Annotated in this window: 18 protein-coding genes; 7 read left to right on the top strand and 11 right to left on the bottom strand. The window is 72.0% G+C overall.

Annotated elements, in window-relative coordinates:
• Positions 1-391 precede the first annotated feature (391 nt).
• Positions 392-790, top strand: a complete 399-nt coding sequence (locus ACWD0J_RS09465; protein WP_451495183.1) for a hypothetical protein — start codon at positions 392-394, stop codon at positions 788-790.
• Here the strand turns inward: ACWD0J_RS09465 and ACWD0J_RS09460 are convergent.
• From ACWD0J_RS09460 to ACWD0J_RS09450, 3 genes are all read right to left on the bottom strand, one after another.
• On the bottom strand, positions 774-1574 hold the full coding sequence (locus tag ACWD0J_RS09460) for a sugar phosphate isomerase/epimerase family protein (RefSeq protein ID WP_451495182.1): 801 nt from the start codon (positions 1572-1574) through the stop codon (positions 774-776). The two genes, ACWD0J_RS09465 and ACWD0J_RS09460, sit on opposite strands and share 17 nt — an antisense overlap.
• Before the next feature lie 97 nt (positions 1575-1671).
• Positions 1672-1863, bottom strand: coding sequence for a hypothetical protein (locus tag ACWD0J_RS09455; protein WP_451495181.1), 192 nt, complete (start codon positions 1861-1863; stop codon positions 1672-1674).
• Positions 1864-2243: 380 nt separating this feature from the next.
• Positions 2244-3290 (bottom strand): LacI family DNA-binding transcriptional regulator, encoded by a 1047-nt coding sequence (locus ACWD0J_RS09450; RefSeq protein ID WP_451495180.1) that lies wholly within the window; start codon positions 3288-3290, stop codon positions 2244-2246.
• A 364-nt stretch (positions 3291-3654) separates the two neighbouring features.
• Between ACWD0J_RS09450 and ACWD0J_RS09445 the strand changes: the two genes are divergently transcribed.
• Genes ACWD0J_RS09445 through ACWD0J_RS09435 form a run of 3 tightly spaced genes read left to right on the top strand, consistent with a single transcriptional unit; the run spans position 3655 to position 6802 of the window.
• Positions 3655-4806 (top strand): Gfo/Idh/MocA family protein, encoded by a 1152-nt coding sequence (locus ACWD0J_RS09445; protein WP_451495179.1) that lies wholly within the window; start codon positions 3655-3657, stop codon positions 4804-4806.
• On the top strand, positions 4803-5972 hold the full coding sequence (locus tag ACWD0J_RS09440; RefSeq protein ID WP_451495178.1) for a dihydrodipicolinate synthase family protein: 1170 nt from the start codon (positions 4803-4805) through the stop codon (positions 5970-5972). Before ACWD0J_RS09445 ends, ACWD0J_RS09440 begins: the two co-directional genes overlap by 4 nt.
• On the top strand, positions 5969-6802 hold the full coding sequence (locus ACWD0J_RS09435; protein ID WP_451495177.1) for a sugar phosphate isomerase/epimerase family protein: 834 nt from the start codon (positions 5969-5971) through the stop codon (positions 6800-6802). The genes ACWD0J_RS09440 and ACWD0J_RS09435 overlap by 4 nt, the downstream gene beginning before the upstream one ends.
• Positions 6803-6863: 61 nt before the next feature.
• Here ACWD0J_RS09435 and ACWD0J_RS09430 read toward each other — a convergent pair whose 3' ends face one another.
• Positions 6864-7124, bottom strand: coding sequence for a hypothetical protein (locus tag ACWD0J_RS09430; RefSeq protein ID WP_451495176.1), 261 nt, complete (start codon positions 7122-7124; stop codon positions 6864-6866).
• Positions 7121-7405: a hypothetical protein gene (locus ACWD0J_RS09425; protein WP_451495175.1), complete on the bottom strand. Its 285-nt coding sequence runs from the start codon at positions 7403-7405 to the stop codon at positions 7121-7123. Before ACWD0J_RS09425 ends, ACWD0J_RS09430 begins: the two co-directional genes overlap by 4 nt.
• Before the next feature lie 163 nt (positions 7406-7568).
• Between ACWD0J_RS09425 and ACWD0J_RS09420 the strand changes: the two genes are divergently transcribed.
• On the top strand, positions 7569-7826 hold the full coding sequence (locus tag ACWD0J_RS09420; protein WP_383242322.1) for a GntR family transcriptional regulator: 258 nt from the start codon (positions 7569-7571) through the stop codon (positions 7824-7826).
• Between the two features lie 71 nt (positions 7827-7897).
• Here the strand turns inward: ACWD0J_RS09420 and ACWD0J_RS09415 are convergent, their stop codons facing one another.
• From ACWD0J_RS09415 to ACWD0J_RS09390, 6 genes are all read right to left on the bottom strand, one after another.
• Positions 7898-9106, bottom strand: coding sequence for a hypothetical protein (locus ACWD0J_RS09415; RefSeq protein ID WP_451495174.1), 1209 nt, complete (start codon positions 9104-9106; stop codon positions 7898-7900).
• Between the two features lie 363 nt (positions 9107-9469).
• Entirely contained in the window at positions 9470-9859 is a 390-nt protein-coding gene (gene rbsD, locus ACWD0J_RS09410; protein WP_451495173.1) for a D-ribose pyranase, read from the bottom strand.
• Complete coding sequence (locus tag ACWD0J_RS09405; protein ID WP_451495172.1) at positions 9856-10758, bottom strand: ribokinase; 903 nt, start codon at positions 10756-10758, stop codon at positions 9856-9858. Before ACWD0J_RS09405 ends, rbsD begins: the two co-directional genes overlap by 4 nt.
• A 112-nt stretch (positions 10759-10870) precedes the next feature.
• Positions 10871-12817, bottom strand: a complete 1947-nt coding sequence (locus ACWD0J_RS09400) for an ABC transporter permease/substrate-binding protein (protein WP_451495171.1) — start codon at positions 12815-12817, stop codon at positions 10871-10873.
• Positions 12807-14330 (bottom strand): sugar ABC transporter ATP-binding protein, encoded by a 1524-nt coding sequence (locus tag ACWD0J_RS09395; RefSeq protein WP_451495170.1) that lies wholly within the window; start codon positions 14328-14330, stop codon positions 12807-12809. Before ACWD0J_RS09395 ends, ACWD0J_RS09400 begins: the two co-directional genes overlap by 11 nt.
• Entirely contained in the window at positions 14327-15385 is a 1059-nt protein-coding gene (locus tag ACWD0J_RS09390; RefSeq protein WP_451495169.1) for a LacI family DNA-binding transcriptional regulator, read from the bottom strand. Before ACWD0J_RS09390 ends, ACWD0J_RS09395 begins: the two co-directional genes overlap by 4 nt.
• A gap of 189 nt (positions 15386-15574) precedes the next feature.
• Between ACWD0J_RS09390 and ACWD0J_RS09385 the strand changes: the two genes are divergently transcribed.
• Both ACWD0J_RS09385 and recD2 read left to right on the top strand, forming a co-directional pair.
• Entirely contained in the window at positions 15575-15940 is a 366-nt protein-coding gene (locus tag ACWD0J_RS09385; RefSeq protein ID WP_451495168.1) for a hypothetical protein, read from the top strand.
• 58 nt (positions 15941-15998) lie between these two features.
• Positions 15999-18245 (top strand): SF1B family DNA helicase RecD2, encoded by a 2247-nt coding sequence (recD2, locus tag ACWD0J_RS09380; protein ID WP_451495167.1) that lies wholly within the window; start codon positions 15999-16001, stop codon positions 18243-18245.
• Positions 18246-18425: the final 180 nt, after the last annotated feature.

Below are 18425 nucleotides of genomic sequence, written 5' to 3'. Positions count from 1 at the left end.
AGCGCTCCTTCCCTCTGAAGGAAACTTCCGAGGAGTCACGAATATCCGGGAAGTTTCTGCCAGTCAAGGGGATGCACGGTAACCGGCGGAGGGCCGCCATCGGCGCTGTGGGAGGGGGGCGCGCCGATGGCGGTGTGCTGCCGGCCGCGGTCCGGCGGAGAGGGTGGGTCAGCGTTCGCAGCCAGCAGCGAGGCCGACACCGCACCACGGTGACTCTCCGACAGCTTGCGGGTTGGACGAGCGGGAGGGGACCGGGGTTCCCGGCCGGGGCCCGATTCTCCGAAGTCGGGGAGCACGGGTCGGCAGAGGCGCACGGGGCGGGCGGGCCGGCGCCCGGACGGACTCGTCCCGGGCCCTCCGCAACGGCCGCCGTACGGCGTGGGGCCGGCGCGTGGACCAGCTGCTGCGTGCCACCGCACTGCCGCTCCTGACCGTGCTCGGTGCCCTCGCCCTCACCCTCGTCCTCGGCCTGTTCACCGGGCCGGCCGTGCGCGTCCGCCGCCGGGGGAGCGCGGGCGGGGCGCTGCCCGGGGCGACGGCGGCCCACGACGAGGCGTTCCACGGCACGGCGGCGGACGCGTACCGCGAGCCACGGCACGGCGGCGGACGCGTACCACGAGCCCCGGCTCCCGGCGGACCGCAGGGCACCGTCGCCGGGGCGGCAGGCGCCGCCGCCGGCACGGGCGGCACGCGGAGGTTCCCGCTCCGGCGAAAGCCCGCCTGGGAGGCCCTTGCCTGCGTCCGCCGGTGCGGGGACTTCCGCCGCCGCGGTGTCAGGCGGAGTCGTTGAGCAGCCGGGCGAGGTGTTCCCGGCCGGCCTCCAGCAGGTCGGGCAGCGGTGCCGCCGCCTCGTACCACCGCTTCTCGTACTCCCAGCACAGCCAGCCGTCCCAGCCGTGCCGGGACAGGACCTCCACGCACTCCGCGAGCGGCAGCACGCCGGTGCCGAGCGTCACCGGGGTCGTGTCGTCGGCGGAGGCGACGTCCTTGACCTGCACGTAGCCAAGGAACGGCGCCAGGGCCGCGTAGGACTCCGAGGGCTGCTCGCCGCCCAGCCAGGTGTGCATGACGTCCCACAGCGCGCCCACCTGGCGGTGGCCGACCGGGCCGAGGATCCGGATCGCGTCGGCGCCGGTGCGGTGCGAGTCGTGGGTTTCCAGCAGGATGCGGACGCCGACGTCGGCGGCGTACTCCGCGGCCGTGCCGAGCCGCCGCGCGGCGGTCGCGTCCGCCTCCTCCCGGCTCTGCTCGGTACCGCCGCCGGGGAAGACCCGGACGTAGGGCGCGCCGAGGTCACGGGCGAGGTCGAGGAGCCGGCGGATCTCCTCGATCACGGCCTCGTCGTCCCCGGGCGCGGCCACGCGCGCGTAGCCGGCGAGGCCGAGCAGCTCCACCCCCGCCGCCTTGAACCCGGCCGCCACCTCGGCGCGCCGGGTGTGGTCGAGGCCGGGGTGCACCGGCTCCTCCGGGTGGGCGCGCAGTTCCACGCCGTGATAGCCGTACGTGCTCGCGAGCCGCAGCACGTCGGGGAGGGGGAGGCCGGGAACGCCGAGGGTGGAGAACGCCAGTTTCATGGTCCCTACTGTCACTCGCGGGGCTGTTCGGGTCCAGACGGGGCCGGTCCGTGTCGGCGCCTGTCCGTCCCTCACCCGTGCCCTGCGGATCCGTCCGTCACTCCCCCGACTCCTCCCCGCCCTGGAGATCCAGCCGCCCTTCGTGCCCGGTGAGGTCCTTGCCGAAGGAGCGGTGGGGTCTGGCGGCGGTCAGGACGGAGCCGTGGCGCCGGCGGATCCGGCGGGCGCCGGCCGGGATGTCGGTGGTCCACGCCGTGCAGTCCAGGTCCTCCACCGATCGGGTCGCCATGGGCATCGAGGCGCCGGGCAGCCACCTGGAGCGTGCTCCTCGGTATCCCGGTGCTCCTCGGAATCCCGTGATCCTCGGCATCCCGGTGCTCTTCCGGCTCGTCAGGTTCCCGACTGCCGTCGTGACGCACGTCCGCCGCTCCCCGGCAGACGCCGGCACCAAGGCCGCACGACCGCACCGGCACCGGCTCCCTCAACCGCGCGGCCCCCCGGAGGACCCCCGCACCGGCACTGGCTCCCTCAGCCGCGCGGCCCTCCGGAGGACCCCCGCACCGGCACTGGCTCCCTCAGCCGCGCGGCCCTCCGGAGGACCCCCGCACCGGGACCGGCTCCCTCAGCCGCGCGGCCCTCCGGAGGACCCCCGCACCGGGACCGGCTCCCTCAGCCGCGCGGCCCCCCGGAGGAGCCCCGCACCATCAACTCCCCCCGGATCATCGTGATGCCCCCCGGCGGCGGCTCCTCGCGCCCCATCGCGATCCGTCCGGCCCGCGCCCCAGCCTCCGCGAGCGGCAGCCGCACCGTCGTCAGCGACGGCACCGTGTCGACGCTGAACGGAAGGTCGTCGAACCCGGCCACCGAGACGTCCTCCGGGATCCGCCGCCCGGACTCCCGCAGCGCCGCGCACGCCCCGAGCGCGACGGAGTCGTTCGCGGCGACCACGGCCGTCAACGACGGGTCCCGGCGCAGCAGTTCCAGCGTGGCCTCGTACCCCGAACGCCGGTCGTACCGCCCGTGGACGGTCCAGCGGGGGTCCTCCGCGATGCCGTGGGCCGCGAGCGCCGCCCGGTGCCCCTCCAGCCGGTGCCGGGTCGTCGTCCGCTCCTCGGGTCCCGCGATGTACCCCAGCCGCCGGTGCCCGAGCCCGATCAGATGCTCGGTCAGCTCCCGCCCGCCGCCACGGTTGTCGAAGGTCAGCGCGATGGCGCGGGTCTCCGGCGCCGGCGGCCGTCCGCACAGCACCACCCGCGTGCCCGCCTCCGCCAGCTTGCGCAGCTTCGCCGACATCGCCGCCGCGTGCGGTACGTCCTCCACGGCCCCGCCGGTCAGCACGACCGCCGCCGCCCGCTGCCGCTGCAACAGCGTGAGGTAGGTCAGCTCACGCTCCGGCGAGCCCCCGGTGTTGCACACCACCGCGAGTCTCTCCCCGCCGGCCCGGCCGCCCGGCCCCCCGATCTCCGACTGGATCGCGCTCGCCATGATCCCGAAGAACGGGTCGGCGATGTCGTTCACCAGGATTCCGACCAGGTCGGACGTGGCCGCCGCCAGCGCGCTCGCCGGGCCGTTGAGCACGTAGTCCAGTTCGTCCACCGCCCGCAGCACCCGCTCGCGGGTGGTGGCCGCCACGGGATAGTTCCCGTTCAGCACGCGCGACACCGTCGCGGGCGAGACCTGCGCGCGGGCCGCCACGTCCGCCAGGGTCACCGTCATCTCGTCGTCCTCCGGTCGCGCATCTCGTCGTATGTCCTCTCGGACGGCCGCCGCCCCGGGAGCGGGCCGCCGTCCTCGTCACCCGGCCGGGGCCTCCCGGACGGGCCGCCGTCTGCGAAGACAGGCCGCCCGCGGCCACGGTTCCGATCGTGTCGAGCAGACCCTAAAGCCCCGCCCCCGGGTTGTTCGCCACCTCGAACAACTCGACCCCGTCACGGTCTTGTCCGACCGCCGCTCAGAGGCTAGCTTCTCCTCAGATAGAAAGCGCTTGCTGTACCGCTCATCAGTAGAGGCGTACGCGGCGCGCACAACCGCGTACGAAACGCGCATGAACGCTGCGTACGACGCCTGCGAAGGGAATGACGTGACACGCAAGACGGTGCGTATCGCCATGAACGGCGTGACCGGGCGCATGGGCTATCGCCAGCACCTGGTCCGCTCCATCCTGGCCCTCCGCGAGCAGGGCGGCCTCGACCTCGGCGACGGCACCGTGCTGTGGCCGGAGCCGATCCTGCTCGGCCGCCGCGAGCACGCCCTCAGGGCGCTCGCCGAGCAGCACGGCCTGGAGCACGTCTCGACGGACCTGGACGCGGTCCTCGCCGACGACAGCGTCGACATCTACTTCGACGCCCAGGTCACCTCCGCCCGCGAGGAGGCGCTCAGGAAGGCCATCGCCGCGGGCAAGCACATCTACACCGAGAAGCCGACGGCCACCGGTCTCGACGGCGCCCTGGAGCTGGCCCGGCTCGCCGCCGGCGCCGGCATCAAGCACGGCGTCGTCCAGGACAAGCTCTTCCTCCCGGGCCTGCTCAAGCTCAAGCGCCTCATCGACGGCGGCTTCTTCGGCCGGATCCTGTCCATCCGCGGCGAGTTCGGCTACTGGGTCTTCGAGGGCGACTGGCAGGCCGCGCAGCGCCCCTCCTGGAACTACCGCGCCGAGGACGGCGGCGGCATCGTCGTCGACATGTTCCCGCACTGGGAGTACGTGCTCCACGAGCTGTTCGGCCGGGTGAAGTCCGTCCAGGCCATCGCCACCACCCACATCCCGCAGCGCTGGGACGAGAACGGCAAGCCCTACGGCGCCACCGCCGACGACGCCGCCTACGGCATCTTCGAGCTCGACGGCGGCGCCATCGCCCAGATCAACTCCTCCTGGGCCGTCCGCGTCAACCGCGACGAGCTCGTCGAGTTCCAGGTCGACGGCACCGAGGGCTCGGCGGTCGCCGGTCTGCGCAACTGCCGTGTGCAGCACCGCAGTGCGACGCCCAAGCCGGTCTGGAACCCCGACATCCCCGCCACCGAGGTGTTCCGCGACCAGTGGCAGGACGTGCCCGACAACGCGGACTTCGACAACGGCTTCAAGGCCCAGTGGGAGCTGTTCCTGCGGCACGTCTACGCCGACGCCCCCTACCACTGGGACCTGCTGGCCGGCGCCCGCGGCGTCCAGCTCGCCGAACTGGGCCTGCGGTCCTCGGCCGAGGGCCGCCGGCTCGACGTGCCGGAGGTCTCCCTGTGACCCTCCACCTGCCCGACACCGGCGGCGCCCTGAGGGCCTACGAGCCCCGCACGGAACCCCTCGCCGTCACCCCCGGCGCCCCCTTCACCTCCCGCACGGTCTTCTCGGCGGCGCATGTGGTGGCCGACCCGTACGCGGACGTGTCGCCCGGCGCGCCCGCCGCCGTCGACTGGGACGCCACCCTCGCCTTCCGCCGCCACCTGTGGTCCCACGGGCTCGGCGTCGCCGAGGCGATGGACACCGCCCAGCGGGGCATGGGCCTGGAGTGGGCGGGCGCGGCCGAGCTGATCCGCCGGTCGGCGGCGGAGGCGCGCAGCGCGGGCGGCCGTATCGCCTGCGGCGTGGGGACGGACCAGCTGGCCGCCACCGAGATCGGCTACCCCTACAGCCTCGACGAGATCCGGGCCGCCTACGAGGAGCAGCTCGCGCTGGTCGAGGAGGCGGGCTCCCCGGCCATCCTCATGGCCTCCCGGGCCCTGGCCGCCGTGGCCAAGAGCCCCGAGGACTACCTGGAGATCTACGGCCACCTGCTGCGCCAGTCCGCCGAGCCGGTGATCCTGCACTGGCTGGGCCCGATGTTCGACCCGGCGCTGGAGGGCTACTGGGGCTCCACCGACCTGGACGCGGCCACGGACACCTTCCTGGAGGTCATCGCCGCGCACCCCGACAAGGTCGACGGCATCAAGGTCTCCCTCCTGGACGCCCAGCGCGAGATCGACCTGCGCCGCAGGCTCCCCGGCGGCGTCCGCTGCTACACGGGCGACGACTTCAACTACCCGGAGCTGATCGCGGGCGACGAGCGGGGCTTCAGCCACGCCCTGCTCGGCATCTTCGACCCGCTGGGCCCGCTGGCGGCGGAGGCGGTCCGGGTCCTGGACACCGGGAACGTCACGGGCTTCCGGGAGCTGCTGGACCCGACCGTCGGACTCTCCCGCCACCTCTTCCAGCCCCCCACCCGCTTCTACAAGACGGGCGTGGTGTTCCTGGCCTGGCTGGCCGGCCACCAGTCACACTTCACGATGGTCGGCGGCCTCCAGTCGGCCCGTTCCCTCCCGCACTTCGCGAAGGCGTACGAACTGGCCGACGGTCTGGGCCTGTTCCCGGACCCGAAGCTGGCGGAGGAGCGGATGAAGAACCTGCTCGCCCTGTACGGAGTGAACCAGTGACCGGTCTCGAGCGTTTCAGCATCAACCAGATGACGGTGAAGCAACTGTCGATGCCCGAACTGGTGGCGGCCTGCCGCGACCTGGGCATCGGCAACGTCGGCCTCTGGCGTGACCCGGTCCAGACGTACGGCGTCGAGGAGACGGCGAAACTGGTCCGTGACGCGGGCCTGACGGTGACGACGTTGTGCCGCGGGGGCTTCTTCACGGCCGTCGACCCGGACGAGCGCGCGGCGGCCCTGGCCGACAACCGCCGGGCGGTCGACGAGGCGGCGACCCTGGGCACCGAGGTCCTGGTCCTCGTCTCCGGCGGTCTCCCGGCGGGCTCGAGGGACCTGCACGGAGCCCGCGAACGCATCGCGGACGCGCTCACGGTCCTCGGCCCCTACGCCGAGGACCACGGGGTGAAGCTGGCCATCGAGCCCCTGCACCCCATGTACGCCTCCGACCGCTGCGTGGTCTCCACGCTCACGCAGGCCCTGGACATCGCGGAACGCTTCCCGTCCCACCAGGTGGGCGTCACGGTCGACACGTACCACATCTGGTGGGACGACCAGGCCCCCGCCCAGATCGCCCGAGCGGGCGCCTCCGGCCGCATCCACACCTTCCAACTGGCCGACTGGACCACCCCGTTGCCCGAGGGCGTCCTCAACGGCCGCGGCCAGATCGGCGACGGCGCGATCGACATGCGGGAGTGGCAGGGGTACGTGGAGGCGGCCGGTTACACGGGCGCGATCGAGGTCGAACTCTTCAATGACGCCCTGTGGGCCCGAGACGGCAGGGAAGTACTCGCCGAGACGGCACGGAGGTTCGTGGAGAACCTGACCCTCTGAGCGGCAGCCAGTGCCAGGGCCGCGGGCGCCGGAGCCCCTCCGGCGCCCGCGGCCCTCTACGTCACCGCTCCCTGTCCGCCGCCATGATGCCCACGCATTCCTCCAGCGCCGCGTGCAGGGACGGTACGAAGGCGGCGAGTTCGGTGTCCGACGACCTGCCTCCCTCCAGTACGGCACCGACTACCGTCGCCAGAACGGCGGCGGCCTTGAGGGCGTGCGCGTCGGCCAGTTCATCGAGGAGACCGCCGGGGCTTGCGACCACGAACGCCTCCTTGCCGGTGGCGGGGTCGACCCCGAGGCTGCGGAACCTCTGGGCGCTCATGCGGCGACCACCGGCGGGACGTAGTCCTGACCCAGGGTCGCGAGGACGGCCGCACGGCGCCGCTCCCGCTGGAGGTGCCTGCGGTCCCGTGCGTCACGCTCGCGTTCCCAGACGGCGACGTACGGCCGGACCAGGGGCAGAGCATCGGCGAGGATCACGTCCGCGGGCCGCAGCGCGGAGGCGGCCGGAGGTGGCAGGAGGAGCGGGAACGGGTCGAGGGCGCGGTGCGCTCCGCGAGGCGGCAGGAAGAGGCACAGGATCGCGGCCAGTAGGCTGCGCATAGGTCGACTCCTAGTGTCGGCTCAGCCCCGGCGTGGAAGCTTTCACCTTCCCGCCGGGGCGCTTTTGTGCGCCGAACTCTACCTCGATATAGGTGGTGGTAGGTAGTAGTTGGTAGTAGTACTAAGTAATGCGTGGTTGATGGTGGCGTCATACGGTCGACGGGTGGACAAGATCAGCCCCGATTCGCCGCAGTACGTCTATGAACAGCTCGCCGCGATCATCGAACGGAAGATTCGTTCCGGCGAGTACCCGCCGGGCACGCGGCTGCCGGGCGAACTGACCATGACGCACGAGCACAAAGTCGGTCCGGGCACGGTCCGCCGCGCTCTGGACATCCTTCGGGACAGAGGGCTGGTGGTGACCGTACGCGCCCGAGGGTCGTTCGTCTCCGACCCCCTGCCACCCGCCCCCCAGGCATGACCCAAAGGGCCGCCCTCCGCAGGATGTGAGCGGACGGACGGCCCCCGGTGATGCCTGGCGTGGGCGTCGGATCAGTCGGGCAGGCGGTCCATCAGCCAGGTGCAGAGTTCCTCGGTGATCGCCGTGTGCGCGGTGGTCGTGGGCGAGCAGAAGTAGTCGTCCAACTCGCTCTCCTCCGGCGGGAGTCCGTTGATCGGCGTGTACAGGTCCTCCTGCGTCTCGACGTCGCGCACGGCCACCGCGCTCACCGACGCGACGAAGCAGATCTCCTCGTGCCGCAGATCCACCGTGCCGCCGAGCTTCCGCATCGCGTCGGCGAGGATCTTGTACGTGTGCAGCGTGCCGCCGGGCGCGCCGTCCACCTCCGGGAAGTCGCTGGTCGTGACGGTCTCTTCGGCCTTGGGGAACCGCCGGTTCAGGTAGGCGGCCGTGACGTCGTCGCCTTGGGCCTGGGTGTAGAAAGTGGTGCCGGGATAGATCCGGTCGATCCGCAGCGCGACCTCGCCGGGCGTGACGTCGGGCAGGCCGATCCCGTCGGCGCGGCCGTTGGCGACGGCGATCTTCATCGGGATCTGCGGCCAGCCGCCGAGCCGGTCCAGGGCGTCCAGGAACTCGGTGCGCTCCGGGGCGACCCCGATCTTCTTGGTGTCCTTGTCGTAGTGCCGCCACAGCATCTGGCGCGCGGCCGGGCTGTCCATCTGCTTGGCGAAGTCGTTCGCGAACGGGATGAAGTGCGAGAACGCCTGTACACCGACGGGGATGGAGGCACCGCGGTGCGGGCTGTCGTAGGAGAAGTACAGCGCGGTCTGGTGGTCCATCCGCTTCCTCTCCATGTCGGCCAGCGCGTAGCGGGTGACGATGCCGCCCATGCTGAATCCGCCGACGACCAGCGGGGCGTTGCCCCGCCGGTGTTCGATGGTCTCCCTGATGGCGGCTTCGGCCGCCCGCGCGTTGTCGAGGATGGACGCGCTGCGCTCCTCGAAGCCGAGGAGGATCACGTCTCTGCCGCGCCGGTGCAGCTCGCTGATGAACCCGTAGCCGCTTTCCAGCCCCTGGTAGGTCTTGTCCAGTTCGCTGCGGCCGAGGTTGAAGCCGTCGGCCATGATCACGGGCCGGACGACATCGCCGGCGGTGTTGCCGTCGGAGGGGAAGACCCAGGCGAAGCCGTTCGGCAGCGGCCACTCGGCGTGGTCCGGTACCTCGACGGGTTCGGCGGGTGCGGTGGTCAGCGGGTCGGCGAGGGTGAACGTACCGACGTTGGGCTCGGTCGTTTCGGACATGGTCGTACTCCTCGGGAGGAGGGTGGCGGAGACCTCGTCATCATGGCGGGCTTTTCGGGAGGACCACCGCCCTGAGCTGCGGCTTCATCACAACAGGTAGATTCCTCGGCGCGTATGTTTGGTGCGTCCGGCACGTGCCGTCGGCCAGATTCCTTCGCTCGCCTGTTCCGCCGTCCGTTCGGCTCCGGGATTTCCTCGACCGCCGTGCAACCGTTCCGCCGTCCCGCGGGTCATACACGGTGTCAGGACTTCTGGAGGGGGATCCGGGGGGATCGCGGGGGTTCTGGCGACGGAGGGGGCGAGCAAGAGGGGCCTGGTCGAGAGACCGGGCCCCTCGAAGCATGCGCGGGGGTCATCGCGCCGTCAGAAGAACACCCCGCACCGCAGCAGCACATTCGCGTACGGCCGCGCCTCCCCGGTCCGCACCACCAGCCGCGCCCCCGCCGACCGCCTTTTCAGCTCCTCGTGCGGGACCAGGGCCAGCCCGGGGAAGTGCCCGTCCAGCAGCGCGGCCGCCGCCGGGTTCGCCTCCCGTACCTCGCGGGCCGCCGTCGCGCCCTCCACGACAAGCTCGGCCAGCAGGCCCTCCAGGACCTCGGCGAACGACGGCACCCCCGCCCGGAAGGCGAGGTCCACGACCCGCGGACCCTCGGGTATCGGCATGCCCGCGTCGCACACCAGCACCTCGTGCCCGTGCCCCAACTCGGCGAGCGCGCCCGCGAGATGACGGTTGAGCACCCCGCCGTTCCTCACCGGGCCTCGACCTCCGCCGCCGTGGGGAACGACTCCTGCGCGCCCCGCCGGGTCACGGCCACCGCCCCCACCCGCGCCGCGTATCCCGCGGCCTCGGCGAGCGAGGAACCCGCGCCCAGCTTCCACGCCAGCGCCGCCGTGAAGGAGTCGCCCGCCCCGGTCGTGTCCACGGCATCCACCTTCACCGCCGCAACCCGCTCCGCACCCTCCGCCGACGCCACCAGCGAGCCCTGCGAACCCAGCGTCACCACGACCGACTTCGGCCCCTTCGCGAGCAACACCCGCGCCCAGTCCTCGGGCCGGTCACCGACGGCCGCGTCACCGAGGATCACCTTCGCCTCGTGCTCGTTGACGATCAGCGGGTCGCAGGCCGCCAGCACCTCCGACGGCAGGGGCCGCGGCGGCGACGGGTTCAGGACGAAGCGGCTGTCCGGCGCCAGACTCCGTACGACCTCCACGACCGTCTCCAGCGGGATCTCCAGCTGTGCCGACACCACCCGGGAGGCGCGCAGGAGGCCCTCGGCCGCCCGCACGTCCTGCGGTGTCAGCCGCCCGTTGGCGCCCGGCGAGACGACGATGCTGTTGTCCCCGGACGGGTCCACCGTGATCAGCGCGACCCCGGTCGGCGCCCCGCCCACCAGCACGCCCTCCGTGTCGACCCCGGCCGCCCGCTGCGCGTCGAGCAGCAGCCGGCCGTGGGCGTCGTCACCGACCCGGGCCAGCAGGGCCGTCCGCGCCCCGAGCCGGGCGGCGGCGACCGCCTGGTTCGCGCCCTTGCCGCCCGGATGGACGGCCAGGTCCGAGCCGAGCACCGTCTCCCCGGCCCCCGGCCGCCGCTCCACACCGATCACCAGGTCGGCGTTGGCCGACCCCACGACCAGGAGGTCGTAGTCATACATGCAGTGCTCCCCTTGTACGTGACGTGTCGCGCGTGACGTGTCGTCCGTGCGTCTCGTCCGTGACGTGGGGCGGGCGGCCGTACCCAGGGGTACGGCCGCCCGCCCGCCGATGTCAGCCGCTGAAGCCGGCCACGTTCTCCTTGGTGACCACCTTCACCGGAACCTTGACCGTCTGCTCGACCTTCTTGCCCTGGAGCGCCTTGAGCGCGTTGTCCACGGCGATCCTGCCCAGCTGGGTCGGCTGCTGCGCCACGGACGCGTACAGCGTGCCCGCCTTCACCGCGGTCAGGCCGTCCGGGGTGCCGTCGAAGCCGACGACCTGGACGGACGTGCCGGCCTTGGAGCCCAGCGCCTTGACCGCGCCGAGGGCCATCTCGTCGTTGGCGGCGACGACGCCCTGGACGTCCGGGTGGGCCTGGAGCAGGTTCGACATCACGTCGAGGCCCTTGGTGCGGTCGAAGTCGGCCGGCTGCTGGGCCAGGACCCGGATCCCCGGATAGGCCTTCAGGCCCTTGGCGAAGCCCTCGGCGCGTTCCCGGGCGGCGGAGGTGCCCGCCTGGCCCTGGAGGATCACGATCTTGCCCTGGCCGCCCAGCTTCTCGGCGATCGTCCGGGCGGCGAGCTCACCGCCGGCGACGTTGTCGGAGGCGACCAGCGCGTCCACCGTGGCCTTGTTGACGCCCCGGTCGACGGCGATGACCGGGATCTTCGCCTGGTCGGCGGCCTTCACCGAGTTGCCGGCCGCGTCCGAGTCCACCGGGTTGACGATGATCGCGCCCAGACCCGAACTGGTGAAGTTCTGGAGCTGGTTGGCCTGCTGGGAGGCGTCGTTCTGCGCGTCGGTGACGGTCAGGTCCACGCCGAGCTTCTTCGCCTCGGCCTGGGCGCCCGCCCGGATCTGCACGAAGAAGGGGTTGTTGAGGGTGGACAGGGACAGGCCCATCTTCGGGTTCGCGCTCGACGAGGAACCGTCGTGCAGGAACGAGGTCGCGCCGACGATCGCCACGGTGACCACGGCCGCGAGCCCGTACGTCACCGCCTGCCTGCCCTTGTCGCCACCGGTCCCGGACGCCGCCGGACCCGCCCCGGCCTTGCGGCGCACGGTGTCCAGCAGCACCGCCAGCGCGATCACGACACCGATGACGACCTGCTGCCAGAACGCCGACACGTTGAGCAGGTTCAGCCCGTTGCGCAGCACCGCGAGGATCAGCGCGCCGATCAGTGTCCCGGACGCCTTGCCGGTACCGCCCGCGAGGGAGGCGCCGCCGATGACGACCGCGGCGATGGCGTCCAGTTCGTAGCCGTCGGCGGCCTGCGGCTGCGCGGAGGACAGCCGGGAGGCGAGCACGACACCCGCGGCGGCGGCGAACACGCCGGACAGGGCGTAGATGGCGAGCTTCTGCTTCTTCACCCGCAGCCCGGACAGCCGCGCGGCCTCCTCGTTGCCGCCGATCGCGTACATGGACCGGCCGATGTACGTCCGGCCGAGCACGAACGCGGCGATGAGGCCCATGACGACCATCACGAGCACCGGCACCGGCAGCCAGCCGCCGAGCGTGTCCCCGAGGTGCGAGACGGAGTCGGGGAAGGGGATCGGCGAGCCCTCGGAGATCACCAGCGACAGACCGCGGGCCACCGACAGCATGGCCAGCGTCGCGATGAACGGGGGCAGCTTGCCGTACGCGATGAGGAAGCCGTTGACCAGTCCGGCCGCTATGCCGGTGACGACGGCGAGGACGACCGCCACGGCCACCGGCACCCCGTGCGAGGTGGCGCTCCAGGCGAGGACGGTGGCCGACAGGGCCGCCACCGAGCCGACCGACAGGTCGATGCCCGCCGAGACGATCACGAAGGTCACGCCGAAGGCGAGGATGGCGGTCACGGCCGCCTGGACGCCGACGTTCAGGAGGTTGTCGGTGGTCAGGAAGTCCCCGGAGAGCGCCGACATGGCGACGACGAGGACGATCAGCGCGGTCAGCGCGCCGTTGTCGAGGAGCAGACGGCGGACCGCCGCGGCGTCACCGGCGCCCGCCTCGTTCTTGAGCGTGTCAGCGGCCACGGCCGGCCTCCAGTTCAGTGGTGGTGGGGTTGCTCACGGCGAGGGCCATCACCGCGTCCTGCGTGGCCTCGTCGGCGGACAGCTCGCCCGCGATCCGGCCCTGGGCCATCACCAGCACCCGGTCGCTCATGCCGAGCACCTCGGGCAGATCGCTGGAGATCATCAGGACGGCGGCACCGGCGGCCGTCAGCTCGTTGATCAGCTGGTAGATCTCGACCTTGGCGCCGACGTCGATCCCGCGCGTCGGCTCGTCGAGGATCAGCACCTTGGTGTCGGCGAGCAGCCACTTGCCGATGACGACCTTCTGCTGGTTGCCGCCGGACAGGGTCCGCACATGCTGGCCGAGGCCCGCCATCCGCACGCCGAGCTGCCCGGCGATCCGCGCGGCCGAGGCGCGCTGGCCCCTGAGGTCCACGAGACCGGCCCGGGTCGCGGACCGCATGGTCACCAGCCCCAGGTTCTCCTCGACGGACGCGTCCAGGACCAGCCCCTGGCCCTTGCGGTCCTCGGGCACCAGCCCGATCCCGGCCGCCATGGCGGCGTTCACGTCGTGCCGCCGCAGCACCGCGCCCGCGACCGTCACCGCGCCCCTGTCATAGGGATCCGCGCCGAACACGGCCCGCACGACCTCCGTGCGCCCGGCCCCGACCAGTCCCGCGATGCCGACGACCTCGCCGGCGCGCACCTCGAAGCTGACGTCGTGGAACACCCCGTCGCGGGTCAGCCCCTGGACGGAGAGCAACGCGGCCCCGGTGTCGGCCCGTTCCCGCGGGTACTGCTGCTCGATCGACCGCCCCACCATGAGACGCACGAGCTCGTCCTCGGGCGTGGTGGCGGGGACCTGGCCGACACTGCGGCCGTCGCGGATGACCGTCACCCGGTCTCCCAGCGCGGCGATCTCCTCCAGGTGGTGCGTGATGAAGACGATGCCGACACCGTCCTCGCGCAGGGCGCGCACGATCGCGAACAGCTTCTCGACCTCCTCGGAGGTGAGCACCGCGGTCGGCTCGTCCATGATCAGCACCCGCGCGTCCAGGCTCAGCGCCTTGGCGATCTCGACCATCTGCAGGCGCGCGATACCGAGTTCCCGCACCCGCGCGCGGGGGGACACGTCCACACCGACGCGCTCCAGGAGGACGGCGGCGTCCGCCTCCATCCGCTTGCGGTCGATCATCCCCAGGCGGCGCGGCTGCCGTCCCAGGAAGATGTTCTCGGCGACCGTCAGATCGGGAACGAGGTTGAACTCCTGGTAGATGGTGGCGATCCCGAGGCGCTCGGAGTCCTGCGCACCATGGATGCGCACCTCCTCGCCGCCGGCCAGGATCCGCCCGCCATCGGGCGTGTAGGCGCCGGAGAGCATCTTGATGAGGGTGCTCTTGCCCGCGCCGTTCTCACCGAGGAGCACGTGCACCTCACCCCGGCGCAGGTCGAAGTCGACGCCGTCGAGCGCGACCACGCCCGGGAAGGTCTTCCGTATGCCCTCGATGCGCAGCAACTCGTCCGCGTTGCTCACGACTGGCTCCTTCGTACGGGGGACCGCACAGCGGGGGACTGCGCGGGGGAGGACTGCGCGGGGGCCGGCTCGCCGCACGAGCGGCGTACGACGAGACGGGCGGGGAGGGTGACGGACTCGGGGGGCCGTCCCTCGATGCGGTCGACGAGCGCGCGCACGGCGGCGCGTCCCAGCTCGCCCGTGGGCTGGGCGATGGCGGTGATCGGCGGGTCGGTGTGCACGAACCAGCGGATGTCGTCGAACGCGGCCAGCGCGATGTCGTCCGGCACGCGCAGCCCGCGCGCGCGGATCGCGTCCAGGGCGCCCAGTGCCATCAGGTTGTCGGCGGCGAAGACGACCTCGGGCGGCTCGGGCAGGTCGAGGAAGCCCTCGGTCACCCGCCGTCCGCTGGCGGCCTGGAAGTCGCCCTGGCCGGTGTAGACGTCGGGCAGCCCGAGACCGTGGGCGCGCAGTGCCTCCCTGAAGGCCGTCACCCGCTCCTGGCCGGTCGTGGTCGCCGCCGGTCCCGCGATGATCGCGAGCCGCCGGTGTCCCAGCCCGTACAGATGGGCCACGAGATCCCGTACGGCCTCCAGCCCGTCCGCCCGGACGACCGGCACGTCCACGCCCGGGATCCACCGGTCCACGAAGACCATCGGCGTCCCCGCGCGCGCGGCGTCGAGGATCAGCGGCGACCCGCCGTCGGTCGGGGAGACGAGCAGGCCGTCGATCCGGCGGTCCAGCAGGGTGCGTACGTGGTGGTCCTGGAGGTCCGGCCGCTCGTCGGCGTTGCCGATGATCACGCTGTAGCCCAGCGCGCGGGCCTCCTCCTCGACGGAGCGGGCCAGCTCGGTGAAGTACGGGTTCAGCACGTCGCTGATGACCAGGCCGAGGGTGTGTGTCTGGTCGGTGCGCAGCGACCGGGCGACGGCGTTCGGGCGGTAGCCCAGCGTCTCGACGGCGGCCAGCACGCGCGTGCTGGCGTCGGCGCTGACCGACGGATGGCCGTTCAGGACGCGTGACACCGTGGCGACGGAGACCCCCGCTTGGGCGGCGACGTCCTTGATGCTCGCCATCGCGCTCCACCTCCTCGTGGAACTCGTGGAATCGATTACATCGATCTGTGCAAGAGGATTGGAATCGATTACACGCGTCGGCACAAGACCCCGAGACCCGATCGTGATGTCGCGGGTCCCTCCGGGCCGGTCCAGGCTGGAGAGACGGGATTCTTTCCTTGAGGCCCGGTGGGCCGGAGCGGAGGAGCCATGACATCGGCGACTCGGAACGACGTGCCCGTCGCACTCGAGGGCGAGGGCGTCGAACTGCGCGTCCAGCCGATCGGGGGCGGCATGTCGGTGGGCTACGTCACCCTGCCGCAGGGCACGGACCTGAGCCCCGCCCTCAAGGGCCTGGAGGACGACGCGTGCCCGTGCCCGCACTGGGGCTACATGCTGAAAGGGCGGCTGAAGATGCTCACGCCCGCCGGCGAGGAGGAGTACGAGGCGGGGCAGGCGTACTACTGGCCGCCCGGCCATGTCCCGGTGGCCCTGGAGGACTGCGAGTTCGTGGAGTTCTCCCCGACCGAGGACTTCCGGAAGGTGATCGGCCACCTGACGGCGCGGGCGGGATGACGGGGCGCTTCCTCCCCGGGGCACCCGTGCTGTCGGACCTCGGCGGTACCGTCGGATCATGGACCGAGAAACGGGGAGCGGGGAGCGCCGACTGGCCGTGCTCGAAGGCGTCCTGGAGCGGATCACCTACGCCAACGAGGAGAACGGCTACACGGTCGCCCGTGTCGACACCGGCCGCGGCGCCGGAGATCTGCTGACGGTCGTCGGCGCGCTGCTCGGCGCCCAGGTCGGCGAGTCCCTGCGGATGGAGGGCCGTTGGGGCTCACACCCCCAGTACGGCAAGCAGTTCACCGTCGAGAACTACACGACCCTCCTTCCCGCCACCGTCCAGGGCATCCGCCGCTACCTCGGCTCCGGCCTGGTCAAGGGCATCGGCCCGGTCTTCGCCGACCGCATCACCCAGCACTTCGGCCTGGACACCCTGAAGATCATCGAGGAGGAGCCCAAGCGCCTCGTCGAGGTCCCCGGCCTCGGCCCCAAGCGGACGAAGAAGATCGCCGACGCCTGGGAGGAACAGAAGGCGATCAAGGAGGTCATGCTCTTCCTCCAGACCGTCGAGGTGTCCACGTCCATCGCGGTGCGGATCTACAAGAAGTACGGCGACGCCTCGATCTCCGTCGTGAAGAACCAGCCTTACCGCCTGGCCTCCGACGTCTGGGGCATCGGCTTCCTCACCGCCGACAAGATCGCCCAGTCCGTCGGCATCCCGCACGACAGCCCGGAGCGCGTCAAGGCGGGCCTGCAGTACGCCCTGTCGCAGTCCACCGACCAAGGGCACTGCTACCTCCCCGAGGAGCGCCTGATCGCCGACGCGGTCAAACTCCTCCAGGTCGACACCGGCCTGGTCATCGAATGCCTCGCGGAACTCGCGGCGCCCCCCGAGGAGGGGGAGGACCCGGGTGTCGTGCGGGAGAAGGTGCCCGGACCGGACCGGGCCGAGCCGGTCACCGCCGTCTATCTCGTCCCCTTCCACCGCGCCGAACTCTCCCTGTCCGCCCAGTTGTCGCGCCTGCTGCGCACCGACCAGGACCGGATGCCCGGCTTCCGGGACGTGGCCTGGGACAAGGCGCTGGGCTGGCTGGCCGCGCGCACCGGCACCGACCTGGCCCCCGAGCAGGAGGCCGCCGTCCGGCTCGCGCTCACCGAGAAGGTCGCCGTCCTCACCGGCGGCCCCGGCTGCGGCAAGTCCTTCACGGTGCGCTCGATCGTGGAGCTGGCCCGCGCCAAGAAGGCCAAGGTCGTGCTCGCCGCCCCGACCGGCCGCGCCGCCAAGCGCCTGGCCGAGCTCACCGGCGCCGAGGCGTCCACCGTGCACCGCCTGCTGGAGCTGAAGCCCGGCGGCGACGCGGCGTACGACAAGGACCGTCCCCTCGACGCCGACCTGGTGGTGGTCGACGAGGCGTCCATGCTGGACCTGCTGCTCGCGAACAAGCTGGTCAAGGCGGTCCCTCCGGGGGCCCACGTGCTGTTCGTCGGGGACGTCGACCAGCTCCCCAGCGTCGGCGCCGGCGAGGTGCTCCGCGACCTGCTCGCCGACGGCAGCCCGATCCCGGCCGTGCGCCTCACCCGGGTGTTCCGGCAGGCCCAGCAGTCGGGCGTGGTGACGAACGCGCACCGGATCAACTCCGGACAGCACCCGGTCACCGACGGCATGAAGGACTTTTTCCTCTTCGTCGAGGACGACACGGAGGAGGTCGGCCGGCTCGTCGTGGACGTGGCGGCACGGCGGATTCCGGCCAAGTTCGGCCTCGACCCGCGCCGGGACGTGCAGGTGCTGGCTCCGATGCACCGGGGCCCCGCCGGGGCCGGCACCCTCAACGGCCTGCTCCAGCAGGCCATCACCCCCGGCCGCCCCGAACTGCCCGAGAAGCGGTTCGGCGGCCGGGTCTTCCGGGTCGGCGACAAGGTCACCCAGATTCGCAACAATTACGAGAAGGGCGCCAACGGCGTCTTCAACGGCACCGTGGGCGTGGTCACCTCGCTCGACCCGGTCGACCAGCGCCTGACGGTGCTGACGGACGAGGACGAGGAGGTCGCGTACGACTTCGACGAACTGGACGAGCTGGCCCACGCGTACGCGGTGACCATCCACCGTTCCCAGGGCAGCGAGTATCCGGCGGTGGTGATCCCGGTGACCACCAGCGCCTGGATGATGCTCCAGCGGAACCTGCTGTACACGGCGGTCACCCGGGCGAAGAAGCTGGTCGTCCTCGTCGGTTCCCGCAAGGCGATCGGTCAGGCGGTGCGCACGGTGTCGGCGGGACGGCGCTGCACGGCGCTGGACTTCCGGCTCTCCGGCCGGTGACCCGACGGCTCCGGCCCCCTTCGGGGGCTGCCGGAGGGCCGCTGCCCAAAAAATGATCGATCAAATGAGTCACATGGGTCACAGAGCTCTTCCGGAAGGGGTGGCGGAGGGGCAGGATGAGCGAGTTGGCGGCACTGAGTGCCGCCGTTAAGCCCAATGGTCGACCCCGAGTGCACTCTC

Source organism: Streptomyces sp. NPDC003011, assembly GCF_053591515.1.
This window is presented reverse-complemented; position numbering and strand designations above follow the sequence as displayed.